Origin of the sequence: Pseudomonas maumuensis, assembly GCF_019139675.1 — a bacterium.
Lineage (GTDB): Bacteria > Pseudomonadota > Gammaproteobacteria > Pseudomonadales > Pseudomonadaceae > Aquipseudomonas > Aquipseudomonas maumuensis.
Map to the genome: position 1 here is coordinate 1,675,065 of NZ_CP077077.1, position 17,783 is coordinate 1,692,847.

Here is a 17,783-nt window from a genome sequence, read left to right on the forward strand (position 1 = left end):
ACTTGCCGATATTATCAACGTTGGTGTGCTTATGGATATTTCGATCCCGCAGTCGGGAACTAGGCGACTGCTCAAGAAACACAGCAAGGTCCTTGCCGTTGGCGTCTGCTCACTGGTACTGCTGCTGGCGATTTACAACTATCGCTTCTCGCCTTATCAAGTGGCTCTTGGTAGCGTGGCGGTCGCCGAGGTCAAGTATGGTGATTTCTCCGTTGAGGTGCGCGGGAATGGCGTGCTGCTCCCTCGGGATATCAATTGGGTGGCTGCCAATGTTGATGCCCGGGTCGAAGAAATCATCTACAAGGCCGGCATGAAAGTCAGTAAGGGGCAGTTGTTGGTTGTCATGAGCAATCCTACGCTGGAGCAGCGGCTTCAGGAAAATCAACTCGAACTCAATGCCCTCAGGGCAGAAACCGAGGCCAAAAATGCTGAGCTTCAAAATAAGATCCTGACTCAAGAAGCAGTCATACTCGAAGCCAAAACCCGGTTGCTTGGATCGTCACTGCGACTTGCAGCCCAGAAACAATACAGTGAAGCCGTGCCACGGCTGGAATACGAAACTACGCGCATTCTGACTGAGCAATATACTCAGCAGGTCAGTTTTGAAGAGCGTAGGTTAGGGTCGCTCAAACTCAGTGTCGAGGCGGATAAAAAGGCCAACTTCATGCGTCTTGATAAAATGGAGTCGCTGGTTGCACTGGGGCAGCAGGAGGTAGATTCACTCAAGGTCAAATCACCGATAGATGGTGTTTTACAGGATGTGAGCGTTCAGGTCGGACAGCGGGTAACGGTGGGCAGTGATATTGCTCGTCTTGCCAAAGAGACAGAGCTGTACGCCGAACTCAAAGTACCCGAACTACAGTCACGCGATCTTGCGGTCGGGCAGGCCGTCACGATCAACACTGGTCGCAGCCGGTTCACGGGAGTTCTTTCGAGGGTTGACCCCGCGGTGAGCAGCGGCACGGTCAAGGTCGATGTGACGTTCAATCAGCCTTTGCCGCAGGAAGCTCGCCCTGATCTGAGTGTCGATGGATTGATCGCGGTGACGAAAATCAATCGCTCGTTGTATGTTGAGCGCCCGCCTTTCGCCCAGAATAACGTGTCTTCTACGCTCTACCGGCTGGACAAGAAGGATCGGTCAGCGAGCAAAATCAAAGTGGATTTCGGGCAGGGTTCAGCTGACTACATTCAGATCACCAGCGGGCTCCAGGCCGGCGACAAAATCATTCTCAGCGACAGCACCGCCTGGCAGGGTGCTGATCGGATCGAAATTGCCAACTGAAGCAGCTCACGCCGGCTAACGGAACAATGCCCAGGAGACAGTAAAGATGGAACCTTTGGTAGAACTGACTGACGTAAACAAGATTTTCCTGACTGATGAAATCGAAACCCATGCGCTCAGCAAGATCACCCTCACCCTTTGCAAGGGTGAGTATGTGGCCATTTCGGGGCCTTCAGGCTGTGGCAAATCGACTCTGCTATCAGTCCTTGGGTTGCTGGATACCCCGTCCAGTGGCATGTATCGGTTGGCCGGTCACAATGTCGAAAGTATCTCCAAACAGCAGCGTGCCCAGGTGCGTAATCGTGACATCGGCTTCATCTTCCAGTCGTTCAACCTCATCAGTGATCTGACGATTGAGGAAAATGTCGCGCTGCCGCTGACCTACCGCAGCGACATTTCCAAGGCTGAGCGGCAGCAGAGAGTCGCCGAGGCCCTTGCCAAGGTCAATATGTCCCACCGTAGCCGTCACTATCCCTCACAACTTTCCGGCGGTCAGCAACAGCGCGTTGCGGTAGCCCGGGCCATCGTCGGTAATCCATCAATTCTGCTGGCGGACGAACCCACCGGTAACCTGGATTCACAGAACGCCGAAGCGGTGTTGAATATCCTCGATACCCTGCATCAGGAAGGCGCCACGATCTGCATCGTGACCCACGATCCTCGCTCGGCCGAGCGTGCCCAGCGGCGCATTGTCCTGTCTGACGGAAAGGTCGTCGGCGATGGAGAGTTGGTGCCGCAATTGACCCTGGTGAAGGAAGCATAAGATGCTTTTTGACATCCGTTATGCCCTGCGCTTGCTGCTGAAAAGCCCCGGTTTCAGTTTTATCACCGTGCTGATCATGTCCTGTGGTCTGGCGCTGACCCTGTACATGTTTTCGGTGATCAACACCATTATGTTCGCTGCACTTCCGTATCCGGACGGTAAGAGCATGGTGCTGGTCAACCCGACCGTGAATGGTGTCAGCCTGAGCGACTCCGGGCTGAATTTCATGGACTACAGCGAAATCAAGGCGCGCTCTACTCAGCTTGAGAATGTCGGCTATTTCTACGCGGAACGCGCAGATCTAAGCGATGGCAACAAGGCGGTGTCCTACATGGCCATCAGAAGCACCGCGCAGCTATTCTCATATGCGGCGGTTCAGCCTTATCGAGGGCGGGTGCTGAATCAGGAAGATGTCCAGTTGGGCGCCGAGCCTGTCGCGGTGATCAGCCATGCCATGTGGCAGAACTACTTTGCCGCTGATGCGCAGCTCATTGGTCGTGATGTCAGGATCAATGGTATCCCTACCCGCATTGTCGGCATCATGCCGGAAAATTTTGCCTTCCCCTTCTTCCATGACCTGTGGCTCCCCTCACAACTCGAGCCCTCGAAGTACCTGGTGCGCAAGGGCGCTCCGGAAGTGTCGGTGTATGCGCGCTTGAAGCCTGGTGCGACCCTCGAGGATGCCAACCGCGACCTCAATGGGGTGATGCAGTCGTTGGCGCAGGCGTATCCAGAAAGCAACAAAGGGCTTTCCGCTCAGGCACTGACGTTCCAGGAAAACTTCATGGGGGAGGAGAGCACGCTGATTTTTGTCGTTATGTTGATCGCTGTGAGTTTTGTCCTGTTGTTGGCCTGTTGCAATGTTGGCAACTTATTGTTGGCAAGAACGACCGCGCGCTCCAAGGAGATCGCGATCCGGGTCGCACTGGGCTCACCCGCTGGTCGCCTGGTGCTTCAAATGATGCTGGAAAGCCTGCTGATCTGCTCTTTGTCCGGTGTCGTGGCGGTTTTGCTGGCGGCCTGGGGGCTGGAGATAACCAACACCCTATTGCCTGGTTTCGTACCCAACAAGATTCCGTTCTGGTGGCAGTTGTCACTCGATAATCTGTTGATCCTCAATGCCTTTGTCCTGGTGATTGTCACAGCGATGCTCACCAGCGCATTACCCGCCTGGAAAATCGTCCGTGGCAATTTCAATGATGTGCTGCGTGATGGCACCCGCGGTGCGCAAAGTCGTGGCGCAGGTCGGGTTTCACGAAGCCTGGTCATCTTCGAGGTGGGGCTTTCCTGCTCAATCCTGTGTATGAGCGCGTTGTTCGCGTTGTTGGTCTATCAGGCGACCCGTACTGATTACGGTGTCGACACCAGTAATTACCTGACTGCGCAGATCCACCTAAACGCTAACAGTTACCCTGACGATGCCAGCCGTATCCTGTTTTATCAGCGCCTGCGGGACGCCAGCGCCGCTATCTCCGGCGTAGAGCGGGCAGCACTGACGACCAGCGCCGTTGGACAGTTCACTGTGCCGCGGCAGGTGGATGTCGACTCGTCGACCAACAACAGCAACGAGCGTTGGTCCCACCCGATGGTCAATGATGTGCAGGTCATGCCTGGCAGCCTGTCGGCGATGGGTCTTACTCCCATGGTGGGTAGGGAGTTCGGCTACGGCGACACTCAAGCATCACAACCTGTGGTCGTTGTCAGTCAGTCCTTCGCCGATAAGTTCTGGCCGGGAGAACGTGATGTGATTGGCAAGCGTCTGCGTTTTCGCGATACCGATGACCAACGCTGGTACAGCGTGGTGGGCGTGGTGCCCAGTGTCATCCATGGGCGGCCTTTCAGCGCGTTTCGTCACCGCGCCACGGTGTATCGCTCTCTGGAGCAGCACACCGCGCCCTCATTGATGCTGGTGCTGCGAGCCGCGCATCCCGAAACGATTGGGCCTGCCCTGATCAACGCGGTGCGTCAGGTGGACAGCAATCTCTCCGTCAATCAGATCCAGACATTGAATGAACGCCTGGCGCGCAACACCGCGGGCTTGCTTTTCATCGCCAATCTTTTCATGTTGTTCGGCCTGGTGGCGATGATACTGGCGGCAACGGGTATTTATGCGGTGATGTGCAACTTGATCAGTCAGCGTACCCAGGAAATTGGCTTGCGCATGGCAATGGGCGCTACCGAAAGTGTTTTGTTGCGCATGCTGATGGCCCAAGGCGGCAAGCAGTTGGCGATCGGCCTTGTCATCGGTTTGCCCCTGGCTTTCCTGGCCGCGCCCAAACTGACGCGCATTCTGGGTGACGGACACACTCCTTTTGTGCTGTTGTTCTGTCTGGTCGCGCTGATGATCAGCCTGGTTGTGGCATTGGCGGTCTGGCTGCCTTCGCGGCGGGCAGCCAACATGTCGCCCGCCGACGCGATTCGTTACGAATAAACGACTGCCGTGCTCGCTGGGCACGGTGCTCCAAGCAGGATGCTTGAAATGAACGATAAGAAACACATCCTCGTCATAGACGACGACGCGGGTATCCTGACCAGCCTCGATATCCTGTTACGTCTGCAGGGCTACGACGTGACGCTGGAAACCCAGGCCGATCGCTTGCTGGCGCATCTGTCCGCCAAGCCTTTCGATTTGGTGCTGATGGACATGAACTTCCAGAAGGACACCACGTCAGGCATGGAGGGGCTGCAGTTGCTGGCCGAGCTGAAGAAGTTCGACGACGGCTTGCCGGCGGTCGCGATGACCGGTTGGGGCAGCGTTGACATCATAGTGAACGCCATGCGCGCCGGCGCGGCCGACTTCATTCAAAAGCCTTGGGATAACGAACGTTTACTGAACATCGTTCAGCAGCAGATGAGCCTGAGTCAGGCGCGACGCTCGGGCGCTTGCCTGCGCGAAGAAAACAAGCTGCTCAAACTGGCGCTTGAAGATGACATGGACAGTGAGTGGGTAGTCCGCTCACCGGCGATGAAACGCCTGATCAGCCTGGTGGAAAAGGTCGCAGTGACCGACACCAGTGTGTTGATCCTGGGAGAGAACGGCACCGGTAAAAGCTTGCTGGCGCGGCATATCCACCAGATCTCTTCGCGTAGCGAACACAGCATCGTCGAAGTGAACATGGGCTGTATCAACGAGCAGCTGTTTGAAAGCGAAATGTTTGGTCATGTCAAAGGTGCCTTTACCGACGCGAGGGAGAATCGTATCGGCCGCTTCGAATTGGCTGACAAAGGAACACTGTTTCTCGACGAGATTGGTAACCTGCCCCTGACCCAGCAGGTGAAATTGTTACGGGTGCTGGAGGAGCGACAGTTCGAGCGCGTTGGATCTTCGCGTACCCAGACCACCGACTGCAGGATCATCGCCGCGACCAATTCCGATTTGGACCAAGCCGTGGCGCAAGGGCGGTTCCGTCAGGATCTGCTGTACCGCATGAACCTGATCCAGATCCAGCTTCCGCCGCTTCGTGAACGGCTGGAAGATATCGAGCCGCTGACTGAGCGCTTCCTCAAACGTTTTGCGCGCAAGTACAACAAGCCCCGGCCGGTGCTATTGCCGCAGGCCCGTCAAGGGTTGTTGGACTATTCATGGCCCGGCAACATTCGAGAATTGAGCCACCTGTTGGAGCGCGCGGTGCTGCTGAGTCGCGCCAATGTGATCGATCGGGAAGATCTTTGCCTACCGTTTTCGCTGCCAAGCGAGCGCGCGGCGGGCCAGGTCATAGCCTCTTCGCCAGGCTTCACGGACGGCTGCACCCTGGCCGAAGCCGAAGAGACCTTATTGCTGCAGCGCCTGCGTCAGAATGATGGCAATGCGGTCAAGGCCGCGGAATCCCTGGGGATCAGCCGTAGCGCTTTTTATCGCCGGCTTGAGAAATTTAAAATTTGCCATGAGTAAGTTGTTCCATTCATTCGAAGTTCGTCATTTGTTGCTGTGCAGCCTGGCACCGATTGGCGGAATTGCCGCTTACCTGCTGCTTTGGCTGTTTCCGCAGCAGTCCCTTTATCTCAAGCTGTTCACCTTGTTTGTTCTGGGTGTGATGCTGGTGTATTTCTGTTATCACTTTTTCCAGCAATTGATCTACAAGGTCAACGTCATCTCCAATTTGCTGGAAGCGGTGGAGCAGGAGGATTTCAGCCTGCGCGGCGTAACCACCGGGGTGGGGGTTTTCGAGGGGCTGATTGGGCAAATAAACGCCATTTCCAGCCAGTTGTCGCGCCACCGTCAACAGCAGCGGGAGATGGATTTCTTGCTGCAAAAAGTGATTTCCAATATCACCGTCGCCATTTATGCCCTGGATGGCAATCACCATCTGATCTGGTGTAACAACGCAGCGTCGCGCATGTTGGGTACTTCGCTGGAAACGTTGATTGGCGATACGGCCAGCCGTTGGCAGTTGGATGACCTTTTGCGCAATGCCAATACCGAGCATCCTGTCGTGTCCGATCATGCAGGGCGACCCGGGCGCTACAAAGTCACCAGTGATACCTACATGGTGAATGGTGTTAAGAACGTGCTGTTGTTTGTCAGTGACGTTGACGAAATGCTGCGTCACGAGGAGCAGAAGACCTGGCAGGATTTATTGCGTGTGATCAGCCACGAGATCAACAACTCCCTCAGCCCGATCGCGTCCATCAGCCAAATGTTGCAACAACATTACCGGCAGCAGTCGGACCCTCTGCCGCCCGGGTTGACCGAGGGCATCGACCTGATCAACCGGCGCGCCCACGAGCTGATCGCGTTCATCAACAGCTACAGGCAATTGGGCAAACTGGCGCCCGCGCTGAAGACACGGGTGGATTTAGCTGCCCTGGTGACCGAGTTGCCGTTGTTGTTCTCCCATCGTGTGATCAACCTGAACGGGCCGCGTCCACTGATGGCCAGCCTCGATCGGGTGCAGGTGCATCAATTGCTGATCAACCTGATCAAAAATGCCGATGAATCGATGGGCGGCAGCACCGACAGTATCGATATCGAGTGGGCCGAGGAGAAGGGTCGTCTATTGATCACGATCCTCGACCGCGGCGTGGGGCTGAGCAATCCGCAAAACCTGTTCGTGCCTTTCTATACCACCAAACCCAATGGCACTGGCATCGGCCTGATCTTGTGCCGACAAATTGCCGAAAGCCACGGCGGTTACTTGTCTTTGGAAAATCGTCATGAGCAGACCGGTTGCAAGGTCACCATCAATTTGCCGCTGCAACCCCCTGCCTGAGTTGATCCAAGGCCGAGGTGTCTGTCTGCTACAGCACTTTGACGATGGGCAGGTGGAAATGCCGGTTCGCCAACGTGCGCAACGTTGGCTGCGTCAAGTGCTGGCTACTTACCTGGCGATTCCGGTTGATCAAGTGCGTATCGCCAGAAGCGCTACCGGCAAACCTTGGCTGCCTGAGCACACCTGGCTGCGTTTCAATCTGAGCCACAGCGGTCATTCGGCAGCCATCGCCTTGTGCCGGGACTGTGAAGTCGGGGTCGACCTGGAAAAAGTCAGCGGGAAAGTCTCGGTAAAAAAAGCCATTGCTCGCCGCTTCTTTCACCCTGATGAGCAACGCTGGTTGGCTCTTGATGATGCCAACTACCTCACTCGTTTCACGCAACTCTGGAGTATGAAGGAAGCCTGGTTGAAGGCCCGAGGTACGGGGCTGACCCAATCGCTTGACAGCTTTTGCATCATCCCGCCGGCGGGCGCGAACGGAATAGCGCAGGTCATGGAGTCCGTTGTCGGCACTGGGCAAGTTCATTACTGCCAGGTTCAAGGGGAGGCGCTTTTCTGTCTGGCTTATGGGGCGATCCCCGGCGCCCGGCAGCCGCCCGTTCAATGGCAGCTGGGCTGCCATCAAACTGAAAAGCGGCTGTTTACACCTGTTGACTACAAGCAGGCAGAAGTGGATATGTCGCTGGCGAACGAGCCTGCGGTGCCGGTATCGACTTGAGCCGATGGGCTGACCGACAGTTGCGCGCCGGCTGAGAGACTGCCGTCGATCCGGGGGACATTACACAGGGATGATTGCGCCCCCATGCTCATGCGGACGTTCGCCACGTCGGCAGTGAAAGGCAACGGTTCTTTGTTGAAGGTGCCGCCCATTGCCAGGTCAAGAACCAGCTCGCCCGTCTTGCCCTCGATCTGGATATCGGTGCCCATGCTGCCTGCCACCGCCAGTCTGGATGGATCGACGGCGCAGGCAGGTGCCACTATCTTTATCCCGGCTTTCCCTGTCAGTCCCGTCAGTGGTTTGCTGGTATACAGCGTGATATCCAGCGAACGGGAGAAGAAGCGATCATCTTTCGCGGCGTCATTGACGATCAACAGCGCCTGATCATTGGCACTCACCTGAAGTTTAGCCAGCGCCTGCGCATCGCCGGAGACCACCATGGACGGTGTTGCGGCACATTGGATGGACAGGTTTATACCTTGTCGTACCTCAACACTGCTGAAGGCCTCCAGTGCAAAGGTTTTTTCAGCCGCCAGCGCCGAGTGACCGGCCGTGCTGGCCAGCAGTGCAAGCATCAGCTTCATGGTTCTCAAGTTGTTCATGCAACCTCCTTGTTTCACAGTAATGTCGCCAGTGTGCGTAGGGTTGTTTCAACACTTTCCTGCGGCATGCCGAAGTCTACCAGCGCCGCGACTTCGTCGATGCCTTCACGCTTGAGCTGTTTCAGCTGCTCCAGGCATTGCTCGGCAGAGCCAAACAAACCGCAGTGGTTGAGGTATTTTTCCACTCCCCATTTGAGGGCGTAGGCCTGTTTTTTGTCGGCGGTCTCCCGATCAAGCGCAGAAGGGGCATTGAGATTTTCAGAAAGCTGCATGAACGCGCGCAGGTAGCCCGTCATGGCCGGTCGCAGGCGTGGCAGCAGCGACTCCCTGGCTTCCCCGGCTTGGCTATGCATCATCAGCGTGACTTTGCCGCCTGCCGGGTCCAGTCCGGCTTCGCGACGTGCCAGGCGATAGCTGGCGCAGTTTTCCTGCAGTTGTTCACGGGTTTGCGAGATCAGGTGTGTCAGTACGTTCAAACCGCGTTTCCCTGCCTCGCTGAACAGCAGGGGGTTGCTTCCCGTCGTGACCCAGACCGGGATGTCGGCTTGATAGGCAGGCGGCCAGGTTTGCAATGTGACCGGTTCCGGATGGCCCGGAAGAGAGAGGTCGTGGCGAGTCACGGACTCCCCGTGCCATAGCGCCTGAACCTGCTCCAGGGAGGAGAACAGGCATTCATGGCGCTCACGGTAGTTCTGGGCCTTGAGTACGAAATCGTTGCGTTGCCAGCCTGCCGAAAACGCTACTCCGACTCGGCCGCGAGACAGATTGTCCACCAGGGCCCACTCTTCAGCGACGCGCAGCGGGTCATGCAGGGGAAGCACCACGCTGCCTGCGCGGATTGCAATACGTTGTGTCGTGGCGGCCAGCGCGGCACTGATTACAGAGGGGTTGGGAAACATTCCGCCGAACGTGTGGAAATGCCGTTCAGGGGTCCAGATTGCGTGAAAATCGAGCGCGTCCGCCAGTCTGGCGGTGCTCAGCAATTGTTCATATTTATCGGCAAAGCTGTCCCGGGCCACGTCCGAAAAACAGAATACGCTGAGTTGCGGGATGGTCTCTCCCGCCAGGTTAGGCGATGCAGTCATGCTGGGTGTCCCTGGCTACGGATTCGAGAGTGAAACAGACGGCCCCTCTGGGCATTACATTCAACCCATAACGTGGCGTGAGTGCAGCGGGAGCGGTCGAAGGCGACAGGGTGAAATGGCAATGGCCGCACAGTGTTTCAATGGCTGTGGTGAGCTGGTCCAGGGCGAGCGCCATGCCTACGCAGTTGCGCTTGCCTATGCTGAAGGGCACAAAGTGTTCCCGTGCAATTTTTCTACCCTGCAGAAAACGCTCTGGTCTGAAACTCAATGGCTCCTGCCAGTACGTGGCATTGCGGTGGACCAGCCAGGGTGAAAACAGCACTTTGACGCCCGCGGGAATCGCGGCGCCGTCGACCTCCACCGGGCACAGGGTGTTGCGTTCGAAAAAGGCCGTGACCGGTGTTATGCGCAGCGACTCCTTGACGATAGCGCTGGCCATATCGCGTTTTCCTTGGCGGGACTCCTCGCGGACCTGCTCCTGAAACCGAGGATGCTGTGATAGGTGAGTCAGACACCACAGCAATGCGATCCCGGTGTTGTCTACGCTGGCGACCAGATTACCCAGCAACATGCTGATCGCGCGTTCCCTTTCATGCGGATGGGCTTCTATATCCAGCGCCTGGCAAAAGCGTTGCAGCATGTCGGCCTTGGCACCACCGTCGCCAGTCACCAATGGTCCGATCATCGATTCGAGTTCCTCGCGGAATGCGACAAGGGCCGGGTGCCGAGATAACGCGGCATAGTCCTCGGTCGGTTCGGCGACGATCAGTTGCTGGTAGATCCTGCGAAAGTGATTGATCAGGCTGTCAAGTTGCAGAGGGTCGAGCGTTGGACCGACGAAGCCTTGCGCTACGCACATCAATGCCCACTGCAGGCAGATTTCCTGCATCGAATCCTTCTTCGGGTCCTGGAGAGCGTCCACCAGCCACCGAGCCGAAAGTTGGGTACCCTGCTTGAGCAGGGTTGATTTCGGATTGACCAGCGGTGCGGTCAGCTTTCTGGCCAGATGCCACTCGTCACCTTCCCGTGCAGTGATCAGCGATTGGCCCAACAGGATCCGCCTGACAGAAGCGCCATTATCGAGCTCCTTGTGAAAACTGCTTTCGTTCTCCAGGAAAAAGCGGATATGTCGGGCGCCCGCCAGTAACAGCACAGCATCCTCGTCTTCGCCGATCCAGACCTTGTCGCCATGCTGGCGACAGGCACTTTCAGCGATTTTCAGGAAGCCCAGTTGCGCATACTTGGCGGCGGATGGCTTGACCCTCGCAATGGCATTGGGGTTACTGGACATGGGCTGCCTCCGGTAGGACGTCAGAGGTGATGGCGGCGCATCCCACCCAACCGCCCAACCCCACGGAAAGCAGCAGAGCAGGGCGGCCGGTATCCTCGGGGGCGTAGCTGTCGAGCAATAGCAGAGGATCCGCACAGTAACAGTGGCCGCTATGGCTTATCAGATCCGTGGCGACCGCGCGTTGCTGATTGTCAGGATGGCGCAGCCAGGTTTGCCAGCTGAGGCGGTTGATATTGTGCGGTAGCAGCCAGGCTCGCTCGCGCAGATCCTCGGGGTAGGACGCCAGCGCCTGATCGACCAGGGCATTGTGGGCCTGATAGAAGCGTTTGGTGTCCTCGCGGCTGCCGTCCAGGCCTTGCCAGAATCCATGATGGTAGAAGCAGTGGATGCCTGACACCCGGCGTTGACCACCTCCGGGTTTGAGCAGGGCGGCCGCGAAGGCGTCGCCAATCATCGTGCAGCCAGGAATGTAGCGCTCGGCCAGGTCGAAATCGGCCAGCGTATCGCCAGTCAGCAACGCCACGCAGCGATGCTTGCCGCTTGCCAGCAGTCGTTCGGCCAAACGCAGCCCCCAGAACAAGGTGGCGCAGTTTTGTTGGTTGACGGTCAGCAGGGGCGCATCTGCAGCGATAAAGCTGGATGCTTGCCGCAGGGCGGGAAGGTTGACGCTCTGGCGCAGAGAGCGAGCAGGCAGGCCCTGGACCAGAATCACCGCATCAATCGTTTCCCCATCATCCAGGCTTTCCGCCAATTGCTGCAGCAAGGCACGGAAACAGCCTTCGGCGCTTTCGTCAGCCGCCAGGGTCGATGCCTGTCGCATACCGAACAGTTGGCCAAATGTTCGGGCTTCGGACGGAGCGCCGCCGCGATAAGCAACGACCTGGTCGAGGGACACTCGGGTGGGTGGAATATAGGTGGCCAGCGAAGCGATGTTCATCGTAGGGGCTCCTCGGCCGCAAGTCCGCACAGGCTGATGCCGTTATCGTTTTCGCTGATCAGCAGGTAGTCGCGTTGCGGCTCCCAGAACGTGCGTAGCGCAACGAAAGGGGCTGCGCACAGCAAGTGAGGGTTGGTGGCAAGCGCGCGAGTACCGGCAGAGGCCACCTCCAGTAGCTGAGCAGGGCCGATCAGGGTCAGGCGTTCGTTGACCAATCCCAATTGCTCGATGAGGTGCGAGAGCCATTCAGTGGACCATTTCGCGTGGGGTGCGCGCCTGAAGCCCCGGTAGCGCAACCCGCGTTGCTGACTGTTCAACAGGCAGACGCAGGCATTGTTTTCCGGTTGCAGTCTCGCCATCAGTGGCGAGTCGTACATGAGGTTTTTCTGCTCGGCAATCAGTAAAAGGCCGTCTTCATCCTTATCTGCCAGGCAGTCACTGAGGCCATCCAAGGCGAACAGTCCTGCGTCGGCTCCGCGGTCGCTGATGGCCAATGCCAGGCAGGCGGAAAGCCCCAGTTGGTGGATGGCGGCATTGACCACCGAGCTGCCCATGTGCAGGTCTGGCGTCCAATGCGCCATCAACACGGTTTTCACTCGTTGCGGCTGGATGACCGCGGCCAGCCGAGGCAACACTGCGCTGATCATGTCGCTGAAGGAGGCACGTTCCTGGCTGTCGACCCATGCCTGCACCTGATCATCCCTTGGACTGAGCGTCCGGCCGTTGGCCTGGAAGAAATGCTGTACGTAAGAGCGCCAGTGAGCGACTTCGGCCCTCCACTCAGGCTGCGGCGTTTCGGTGTGATGAAACGACTGGAACACGATGTCGGCAGGATCGAGGCAGAGTGTCACAGGCTGCCCCCTTGGCTTACAGGTGGGCGCAAGCTATTGAGCAGATGGATGTTGCTGGTGCCCTCCATGTACTCGAACGCAAAACTGTCGCGGTAGCGCTTGCGCAGCATGTGATCCTCCAGCCAGTCGTCACGATTCAGCCAATGGGGCAGGTGGCATGCGGTTTCCTCGACGAGGCGGGTGGCGTTGAGCTTGAGCTGACTGGTGAGGGCATGTTGGTGCTGGCCATTGCTGTAACCCTCTGCCAGCGTAAGCATCTGTTGATAGATCGCGTGATATTTTCGCCATAGCCTGGCGACCCCGCGTCGTGCGGCGGTTGGCAGGGGGCGCATGCCGAGGGCTGTGAGCAGGCCAAAGGTCGTGCCCAGCGCCATGGCCGCCACCATGGGCCGATGACGTTCGAACACCAGGCTCAGGGCGTTGAGCCCCTGCAGCAGTTCGCGACGATCGTGGGCCAGGATGTCTTCTTCTTGGATGCGGTGATCCTTGAACGTCAGACGCGTCAACCCTGCACCTGCCAGGCCGACGGTGCGCAAAGGTTCACGCTGCAAGGTGGGCTCGGCTGCGTCAGGAAATACCATGACCAAGCGCTGGCTTTGTTTGTACCGCGCGAACACGAGACCTGCGCTCGCCAGCATGGCCCCACCGATCAGCGTCTTGGTGCCATTGAGCCGCCAGCCACGTTCACCGTGCGTGAGCTCAGTGGTGATGGCACTGGCATCGGAGCCGATGTCGGTTTCTGTAACGGCAAAGAATGTCCAGGCTGGGCGTTCATCGAAGCAGGCAAAAAAACGTGCCTGCTGCTGTTCATTGCCCAGGGTCAGAATGGCGCGCGTACTCAGGGAGGCCCCCGGCAGCAGCATCATGGCGCTGGCGTCCGTTCGGCTCAGGTACTCGATGATTTCCAGGTGCCGGGAATAGCTGACATTGGAAAATGCCGGTGTTTCCCAGAGGTTGAACCGTGAGGGTATGCCGAGGCAGGCGATGCTTTTCAGCTCTGGATGGTCCAGGTAGGGAATCGCCTGTTGGAGGTCATCCTCCGCGAGCTGCCCGGCAGCGAGTAGTCGCTCTGACAGCGCGTGAAGTTGTGGATAGCAGCGGGTGATATCGCTCATAAGTGTCGGCGTTCGAGTAGGGGATGAACTGAGCGTTAACTTAGTTCGGCCCGAACTCGGGGTATTGCTCGAGGTTGCAAAACACGGGGATTTCATTGCCTGCGGGCAGTTCGAGCAGCAGCGCGGAAAAGGTGGCCCCCATGCCGACGCTGACCAGCATCACCTGGTCGCCGGGAGACAGTTGTTGCCCGCGGATGAGCGCGGCCAGGTTGAGAAAAGGATCCGCACCGAAACAATGGCCATAGCACGGCACATTGCGCAGAAAAATCCTGGCGCGAGGGATCGCGAGTTCGTCGGCCACTTTCTGCCAGGAAGACAGGTTGACATTATGTGGGGCTATCCAGCTCAGGGTGTGCAGGGGGCGGTCGAAATGCTGGGCGGCATTGCGCATGGCCTGGCTGACGAATGCGAAGTAGGCATCGGCGAATGCCGGGTCGGTTCTCGGCTCATCGCCCTTGTGCTGGCTGAATTCGCCGGCCTGTTCGCTGTGCCGGGAAGTGACCTTGCCGCGCGTTCCCGATCGACTGAGCAGTACGGCGCAGGCGGCTTCCCCCATGATGGTGGTGTCATCAAGCAGTTCCACCTTTGGATGAAAGGCTTTTTCGCCTACCAGCAGCAGCGCATATTCCCCGTCCTTGAGGCGGCTGCAGGCATATTCCACGGCGGGCAGTGCGGTCGCACAGTGGCCCATCGTCAGGCTGCAGTACTCGGTGTCATCGGCAAATCCGCACGCTTCGAGCAGGGGCCTGCCTGGCTCGTGAAACGGGCGCAGGGCGGGAACCGTATGGGCATGCATCACATGCCGTATGCGCGCGACCTGGTCAGGATGGGCGGCGACGAATTGCTCGAGCAGTGGGCGGATCAGGTCGTCCACCGAGCCGGGTTGGCGGGGAAAGTTCGCCAGCCCATAAAAGCGCGAGAACATCCGCACATCGAGCGCGCTCAGTCCAAGGGCGTGAGCGACCTCGGCCAGCGATTTACGCTGTTCGGGAATGTGCAGGGTAATGGACTCAATATGCCCCAACATAGGTATTCCCTTTTTCATGGTCGGTATTGTGCGTGCGAAGAAATCTGGCCAGGGCCTGTTGAGTTCGCGGGTGCGAGAGAATGCCCAGGTGCCCTGTGCCTTCAATCATCTGCAACTGGCCATCGGTTACTTGGGTATGGATGTGCCCGGCATCGGCTGGGTTGATTCGCAGGTCCTGGTCGCCATGCATGATGAGTACGCGAGCACCGCTGAAGGTGTACGGGCGTGCGGTGTGCAAGGCGGCAGGCATGGCGTAGCGGTTCTGGTAGTAGTTATCGAGCAACGTCAGGTGCTGTCTGCCGAGCTGATGATGCGACAGGGCATGCTGCAGCAGGCTGGGCAATGAGGCCGGCGCTGAAAGCAGTGCGACTCGGTCCAGTTTCAGGCCCAGCCAGTGCGCCATCGCCATGATGATCCCGCCTGCCGAATGGGCAACCACGCTATCGAATGGGCCGTACCTGGCCTGCATCGCCAGCAGCAGCGGGCACTGGCCAGGAAAGTCGCAACTGGCCGAAGACTGCGGGTCGTGCCCCAGCAGAAAGGGCATGTAGACCCGATAACCTTGGGCCTGCAGCAACGCTCTCAGCTCCGACAGCATCAGCGGGTGGCCTCCCCAGCCGTGCAGCAACAGCGCGCTTTTGGCCTGTGGGTCATGGTTCTCGTATACCAACACCCGGCTGCGGTAGGGGCCGCAGGTGACAAGCTCGGTTTCCATGCCGGCCAGATATCTCGACTCGGCCGAGCGCATTGGCAGCAGGGAGGGCTTCGCCAGGCGCTCGATCAGTGAGGCAAGCTGGGTATCCATTGTTCCCCCGAGGCTGGTGCGGAAAAAACAAGGTAATGCAGCGTTGCTCGTTGGGGCGCGGGGTCACGACTCAGGCGCTGCAGCGGGTCATGCACATAGAGCAGGCGTTGCCCGGGCTGGAGTAGCGTGCTGGCCAACGAGCCGGCGTGCTCCGGATCGAAGCGGCCACTGCATATACCGAAGGTCTCGATGAAGCCTGGGCATTGGGACAACAGGCTTTGCAGCAGGGGCGTGGCACCGCGGGCAGCCGGGTGGAGGCTGTCGTAAACCAGCAGTGTGGGGCCAGGTTCGCTGACGACGTTTTGACACAGCTCGACGAGCGCCTGGGCATGCAGGCGCTCGCCACAGTCGATCTGTGGCCAGTGCTGATACCAGCGGCCCTGGGGCGACTGTTGCGGGTTGGCAATGAAGTGCCGACTGTCCAGGATAACGGCTTCGCAGGTGCTGACGATGTTCAGTTGGCCCTGCGCCATGGGGACGACAGTCATTGGTGTTCCTGGCTGGCGTGCGGGAAGGAAAAACTCTGGCTCAGTCGGTGGATCTGTCGTGTTCCTTCGGTGTATTCGAAGGCTTTCACATCACGAAATGCCTGCCATAGCGCCGTCGGTAAAGGTCCGTGGTCCGCAGGGAAGGCATGGATAAGCTGGCTGACAATCTCCTCGGCAATGATCACGCAGGCGGTTTTCACCATGCCGGGGGTTGCTGTAGAGGGCTGGTGCTCATCCGTTTGCTGGCAGACCGTCAGTCCTTCATGGTGGGCTGTATGCCAGCGGCGTTTCAGTCGTGACAGCAGTTGTGCCTGCGTCGGAGTAGGTGTCACGCAGGTTTGCCACTCATGCAACGCGCGTCGCGCCACCCCCAGCGCCAGAGCCCCCACGCAGGGGCGCAGCGCATTGAACGTGGCCATCGCCGACTGCGCAAAGCGCTGGGTGGGTTTCAGATGCTGTCCCAGCAAGTTCCCCGTCGGGATAAACAACTTGTCGAACTGCATATGCGCCAGGTTTGTGCCATCGAGTCCGGTGAGCGCCAAGCGCTGGCGGGTGATGGCCGGATCTTGCGGGTTGAACAGAAAAGCGTTGATTCCCAATTGTCCCGGTGCGGTGCGCGCGAACAGCACACCGGTCTCGGCGACCATTCCGTTACCGATGAACATCTTGCTGCCGGAAACTAGGAATCCGCCGTCAACCGCTGTCGCCGTGGTCTGCAGGGCACCGGCATCGCTTCCTTGTGCGGGTTCGGTCATCGCAAAGCATGACCAGCACAGCGCCTTTTGAAATTGGCCGAAAAAAGCATCCTGCTGCTGTTCGTTGCCCAGTCCGGCAACCACATAGGCCGCCATGCTAGGTCCAGGCGCACTGAACATCAGCGCCGGGGAGACGAAGCCCACCTGTTCATAGAGGGCATAGCGCGCCGCCAGGTCGCGCACCTGATGGTGGGCTGATGTCTGATAGCGCTGCGGCAAGCCGAGCTGATTCAGCGCCGGCGCGAATGACCATTGGCTCAGAACCTGTCGTGTATCGCCGAAATTTCGCAGTTGCTCGGCAATCTGCTGAGCGTCCTCGCCTAACGGGCAGGCCTGTGCGCTGAGGGCGTCGTCATGGAACTGATTCATAGCGGACCTGACATGATTTCGATGATCCCGGCATCAGGGTGATAGAGATGGCTGGAGCGATGGTTGCTATCGAAGGCGTTGAAGGGGCGTGTCAGTACGATCCAGCCCGCGGCCTTCATCGTGCTGAATTGTGCGTCGAAGTCATCGACCTCGAAGCAGATGTGATAGGGCAGCGACGACTTGCCGGATTTGGCCAGTAGTTCGCGCAAGGGGAGGTTCTCCTCCAACGGCTCGACCAACTCTACTTGGCTGCCCCCTTCAGTGGTCGCCAACAGGGTAATGAACACTTTTTGTGCGGCCATGTATTCTTTGTATCGGATAACAACCGGGAAAAACGGTTTAACCGCGTCAGCCGTTGCCTCGCTGTCGCCCACCACATAACCGATATGACTAAAACGCATTGCGCCGCCCTTCATCCTTGGGGAGATCGTTTACGTCGGCGCATGCTAGGCGCCGACGTAAGGAGTGATGGGTATTTTCGCGAG

Annotated in this window: 17 protein-coding genes; 6 read left to right on the top strand and 11 right to left on the bottom strand. The window is 58.3% G+C overall.

Going from position 1 to position 17,783, the window contains the following annotated elements; all coding sequences use genetic code 11:
• Positions 1–31: 31 nt before the first annotated feature.
• The 6 genes from KSS90_RS07740 to KSS90_RS07765 are packed head-to-tail and all read left to right on the top strand — an operon-like array spanning position 32 to position 7,973.
• Positions 32–1,282: an efflux RND transporter periplasmic adaptor subunit gene (locus tag KSS90_RS07740; protein WP_217868879.1), complete on the top strand. Its 1,251-nt coding sequence runs from the start codon at positions 32–34 to the stop codon at positions 1,280–1,282.
• 46 nt (positions 1,283–1,328) lie between these two features.
• Positions 1,329–2,045 carry an ABC transporter ATP-binding protein gene (locus tag KSS90_RS07745; protein ID WP_217868880.1) on the top strand — a complete coding sequence of 239 codons (717 nt, stop codon included), beginning with the start codon at positions 1,329–1,331 and terminating at the stop codon, positions 2,043–2,045.
• 1 nt (position 2,046) lies between these two features.
• On the top strand, positions 2,047–4,476 hold the full coding sequence (locus KSS90_RS07750) for an ABC transporter permease (RefSeq protein ID WP_217868881.1): 2,430 nt from the start codon (positions 2,047–2,049) through the stop codon (positions 4,474–4,476).
• 48 nt (positions 4,477–4,524) lie between these two features.
• On the top strand, positions 4,525–5,937 hold the full coding sequence (locus KSS90_RS07755) for a sigma-54-dependent transcriptional regulator (RefSeq protein ID WP_217868882.1): 1,413 nt from the start codon (positions 4,525–4,527) through the stop codon (positions 5,935–5,937).
• Positions 5,930–7,255 carry a sensor histidine kinase gene (locus tag KSS90_RS07760; protein WP_217868883.1) on the top strand — a complete coding sequence of 442 codons (1,326 nt, stop codon included), beginning with the start codon at positions 5,930–5,932 and terminating at the stop codon, positions 7,253–7,255. The genes KSS90_RS07755 and KSS90_RS07760 overlap by 8 nt, the downstream gene beginning before the upstream one ends.
• A 58-nt stretch (positions 7,256–7,313) precedes the next feature.
• On the top strand, positions 7,314–7,973 hold the full coding sequence (locus tag KSS90_RS07765; RefSeq protein ID WP_225933173.1) for a 4'-phosphopantetheinyl transferase family protein: 660 nt from the start codon (positions 7,314–7,316) through the stop codon (positions 7,971–7,973).
• Here the strand turns inward: KSS90_RS07765 and KSS90_RS07770 are convergent.
• Genes KSS90_RS07770 through KSS90_RS07820 form a run of 11 tightly spaced genes read right to left on the bottom strand, consistent with a single transcriptional unit; the run spans position 7,910 to position 17,699 of the window.
• Positions 7,910–8,575 (bottom strand): GIN domain-containing protein, encoded by a 666-nt coding sequence (locus tag KSS90_RS07770; protein ID WP_217868885.1) that lies wholly within the window; start codon positions 8,573–8,575, stop codon positions 7,910–7,912. The two genes, KSS90_RS07765 and KSS90_RS07770, sit on opposite strands and share 64 nt — an antisense overlap.
• A gap of 14 nt (positions 8,576–8,589) precedes the next feature.
• Positions 8,590–9,660, bottom strand: coding sequence for a MupA/Atu3671 family FMN-dependent luciferase-like monooxygenase (locus KSS90_RS07775; protein ID WP_217868886.1), 1,071 nt, complete (start codon positions 9,658–9,660; stop codon positions 8,590–8,592).
• Positions 9,644–10,951 (bottom strand): cytochrome P450, encoded by a 1,308-nt coding sequence (locus KSS90_RS07780; RefSeq protein WP_217868887.1) that lies wholly within the window; start codon positions 10,949–10,951, stop codon positions 9,644–9,646. The genes KSS90_RS07775 and KSS90_RS07780 overlap by 17 nt, the downstream gene beginning before the upstream one ends.
• Positions 10,941–11,888 (bottom strand): beta-ketoacyl-[acyl-carrier-protein] synthase family protein, encoded by a 948-nt coding sequence (locus KSS90_RS07785; RefSeq protein WP_217868888.1) that lies wholly within the window; start codon positions 11,886–11,888, stop codon positions 10,941–10,943. Before KSS90_RS07785 ends, KSS90_RS07780 begins: the two co-directional genes overlap by 11 nt.
• Entirely contained in the window at positions 11,885–12,739 is an 855-nt protein-coding gene (locus KSS90_RS07790) for a hypothetical protein (RefSeq protein ID WP_217868889.1), read from the bottom strand. Before KSS90_RS07790 ends, KSS90_RS07785 begins: the two co-directional genes overlap by 4 nt.
• The gene (locus KSS90_RS07795; protein ID WP_217868890.1) at positions 12,736–13,854 is read right to left on the bottom strand and encodes an acyl-CoA dehydrogenase family protein; all 1,119 of its coding nucleotides are present in this window, start codon (positions 13,852–13,854) and stop codon (positions 12,736–12,738) included. The genes KSS90_RS07790 and KSS90_RS07795 overlap by 4 nt, the downstream gene beginning before the upstream one ends.
• A gap of 40 nt (positions 13,855–13,894) precedes the next feature.
• Positions 13,895–14,881: a 3-oxoacyl-[acyl-carrier-protein] synthase III C-terminal domain-containing protein gene (locus tag KSS90_RS07800; RefSeq protein WP_217868891.1), complete on the bottom strand. Its 987-nt coding sequence runs from the start codon at positions 14,879–14,881 to the stop codon at positions 13,895–13,897.
• Entirely contained in the window at positions 14,865–15,686 is an 822-nt protein-coding gene (locus tag KSS90_RS07805) for an alpha/beta fold hydrolase (RefSeq protein ID WP_217868892.1), read from the bottom strand. The genes KSS90_RS07800 and KSS90_RS07805 overlap by 17 nt, the downstream gene beginning before the upstream one ends.
• Positions 15,662–16,174 (bottom strand): hypothetical protein, encoded by a 513-nt coding sequence (locus KSS90_RS07810; protein ID WP_217868893.1) that lies wholly within the window; start codon positions 16,172–16,174, stop codon positions 15,662–15,664. Before KSS90_RS07810 ends, KSS90_RS07805 begins: the two co-directional genes overlap by 25 nt.
• Complete coding sequence (locus tag KSS90_RS07815; RefSeq protein WP_217868894.1) at positions 16,171–17,298, bottom strand: acyl-CoA dehydrogenase family protein; 1,128 nt, start codon at positions 17,296–17,298, stop codon at positions 16,171–16,173. Before KSS90_RS07815 ends, KSS90_RS07810 begins: the two co-directional genes overlap by 4 nt.
• Positions 17,295–17,699, bottom strand: coding sequence for a VOC family protein (locus tag KSS90_RS07820; protein ID WP_217868895.1), 405 nt, complete (start codon positions 17,697–17,699; stop codon positions 17,295–17,297). Before KSS90_RS07820 ends, KSS90_RS07815 begins: the two co-directional genes overlap by 4 nt.
• Between the last annotated feature and the right edge of the window lie 84 nt (positions 17,700–17,783).

Excerpts from the sequence above, each read along its gene's own strand:
- KSS90_RS07780 (WP_217868887.1), bottom strand. The coding sequence starts at position 10,951 with ATGTCCAGTAACCCCAATGCCATTGCGAGGGTCAAGCCATCCGCCGCC.
- KSS90_RS07770 (WP_217868885.1), bottom strand. The coding sequence starts at position 8,575 with ATGAACAACTTGAGAACCATGAAGCTGATGCTTGCACTGCTGGCCAGC.
- KSS90_RS07750 (WP_217868881.1), top strand. The coding sequence starts at position 2,047 with ATGCTTTTTGACATCCGTTATGCCCTGCGCTTGCTGCTGAAAAGCCCC.
- KSS90_RS07740 (WP_217868879.1), top strand. The coding sequence starts at position 32 with ATGGATATTTCGATCCCGCAGTCGGGAACTAGGCGACTGCTCAAGAAA.
- KSS90_RS07805 (WP_217868892.1), bottom strand. The coding sequence starts at position 15,686 with ATGGATACCCAGCTTGCCTCACTGATCGAGCGCCTGGCGAAGCCCTCC.
- KSS90_RS07785 (WP_217868888.1), bottom strand. The coding sequence starts at position 11,888 with ATGAACATCGCTTCGCTGGCCACCTATATTCCACCCACCCGAGTGTCC.
- KSS90_RS07810 (WP_217868893.1), bottom strand. The coding sequence starts at position 16,174 with ATGACTGTCGTCCCCATGGCGCAGGGCCAACTGAACATCGTCAGCACC.
- KSS90_RS07820 (WP_217868895.1), bottom strand. The coding sequence starts at position 17,699 with ATGCGTTTTAGTCATATCGGTTATGTGGTGGGCGACAGCGAGGCAACG.
- KSS90_RS07745 (WP_217868880.1), top strand. The coding sequence starts at position 1,329 with ATGGAACCTTTGGTAGAACTGACTGACGTAAACAAGATTTTCCTGACT.
- KSS90_RS07765 (WP_225933173.1), top strand. The coding sequence starts at position 7,314 with ATGCCGGTTCGCCAACGTGCGCAACGTTGGCTGCGTCAAGTGCTGGCT.
- KSS90_RS07760 (WP_217868883.1), top strand. The coding sequence starts at position 5,930 with ATGAGTAAGTTGTTCCATTCATTCGAAGTTCGTCATTTGTTGCTGTGC.
- KSS90_RS07815 (WP_217868894.1), bottom strand. The coding sequence starts at position 17,298 with ATGAATCAGTTCCATGACGACGCCCTCAGCGCACAGGCCTGCCCGTTA.
- KSS90_RS07795 (WP_217868890.1), bottom strand. The coding sequence starts at position 13,854 with ATGAGCGATATCACCCGCTGCTATCCACAACTTCACGCGCTGTCAGAG.
- KSS90_RS07755 (WP_217868882.1), top strand. The coding sequence starts at position 4,525 with ATGAACGATAAGAAACACATCCTCGTCATAGACGACGACGCGGGTATC.
- KSS90_RS07800 (WP_217868891.1), bottom strand. The coding sequence starts at position 14,881 with ATGTTGGGGCATATTGAGTCCATTACCCTGCACATTCCCGAACAGCGT.
- KSS90_RS07775 (WP_217868886.1), bottom strand. The coding sequence starts at position 9,660 with ATGACTGCATCGCCTAACCTGGCGGGAGAGACCATCCCGCAACTCAGC.